A 1,568-nucleotide genomic window follows, 5' to 3' on the forward strand; every position below is an offset into this window, starting at 1 on the left:
GAGCAGGACCGCGCCGAGTGCCTCGAGGCGTACGTACGGGCCAGGGTCGGCGAGGTCTCCGGCGGTGCCGTGGACGTGTTCGCGACCACGGCCCTCAAGGAACTGGGCCTGGACTCCCTGATGCTGGTCCGGCTGCGCAACGCCTTCGCCCGCGAGCTGGGTGCCGAACTCCCCGCCGCCGACGTCTTCTCGGCCGCCGACATCCGCGGCCTCGCCCGCGCCCTGGGCGCGGCCCTGCCCGAACGCGACACTGCGGCACGGCCGGAACGCGAGGACACCCCGGCGGAGGTGCCCGAGACCGAGCTGCGGCCCGCCACCCGTGACGTCGTACGCCTGCTCCGCAGCGCCCGGCCGGACATGCCCGACGCGGCGCACGGTGTCGGCCTCGCCGTGCGCCTCACCGAGCCGACCACCCGCGAAGCCCTCACCGGCATCCTGGACCGGCTGGCCGCACGCCACGCGGCCCTGCGCACCGCGATCGTCACCGGGCCCGACGGCGCACGGCAGCTGCGCGTGGACCGGGAAACGGCGGAGCCGGTACTGCGGTGGACCGCCGACGCCGACCCGGATCCGGCCGGCCGGCTCCGCCGGCTGCTGGAGCCGCCGTTCGACCTGGCGAGCCCGTCGCTGTGGCGTTTCGAACTGCTCGACGGCGGCACGCGGGGCCAGATCCTGGTCTTCGGCGCGCACCACGCGGTGAGCGACCTGCAGTCCCTGCTGCTCGTGGCCGGGGAGATCGACGCCGAACTGTCCGGCACCCCGCTCGGCGGCACCGTCACCAACCGGGACATCGACCTGCTCATCGAGGCCCAGCAGGGCGGCGAAGGGGCCGGCGCCGAGTGGCGCGAGGCCTTCCACGGCAGTGAGCGACTGGACCTCACGCTCAGCCGTCCGCGGCCGAAGACCCGCTCGTACCGGGCCGGCAGCGTGACCGTCACCCTGCCCGACGGCCTCATGCAGCGGGTCTCGGCGGCCGCGAGCCGCCTGGCCGTCACACCCGCCGCCTTCTGCCTCGGCACGCTGACCGTGCTGCTGGCCAGGAAGCGGGAGCGCGAGCGGTTCGTGCTCGCCGTTCCGGTCGACACCCGTATCCACGCCGACGCCTTCGGCGCGGTGGGTTTCTACGGCGTGCCGGTGCCGTTCCCGGCGCAGGCCGCCGCGGGCGAGACGGTCGAGGAGGTACTGCGCCGCACCGACGGCCGGCTGGAGAAGGTGCTGGCCAAGGGCGCCATGTTCTCGGACGTCCTGGCCACCCTCGCCAAGCAGGGGCTGTACCGGGCCAACGCGCCGCTGGTGGAGGTGTACTTCAACTTCGTCCGCTTCTCCGGCGGCCTGAAGCGGCTCGAGGTGCTGCCCGCCGGAACCGGCTACACCGACCTCGACCTGATGATCACCATGACCCCCGACGCGGGCACGGTCCGGCTCGACCACAACCTCGACATCCTGGACGCGGAGACCGCCACCGGGCTGGGCGAAGAGTTCCTGCTGCTGCTCGAGGAGACGGCCCGGGACGCGACGGCGGCCGTCCGGGAGACCGGTGCGGCCGCCGCGGTGGAAGCGCCCGCCGG

General features: G+C 74.4%; 1 protein-coding gene. It reads left to right on the plus strand.

Annotated elements, in window-relative coordinates; all coding sequences use genetic code 11:
- On the plus strand, window positions 1-1,568 hold a 1,568-nt coding region (locus ACFW2E_RS46610; protein WP_384478179.1), incomplete at both ends, for a condensation domain-containing protein.

It is taken from the genome of Streptomyces sp. NPDC058964, assembly GCF_042741275.1.
Lineage (GTDB): Bacteria > Actinomycetota > Actinomycetes > Streptomycetales > Streptomycetaceae > Streptomyces.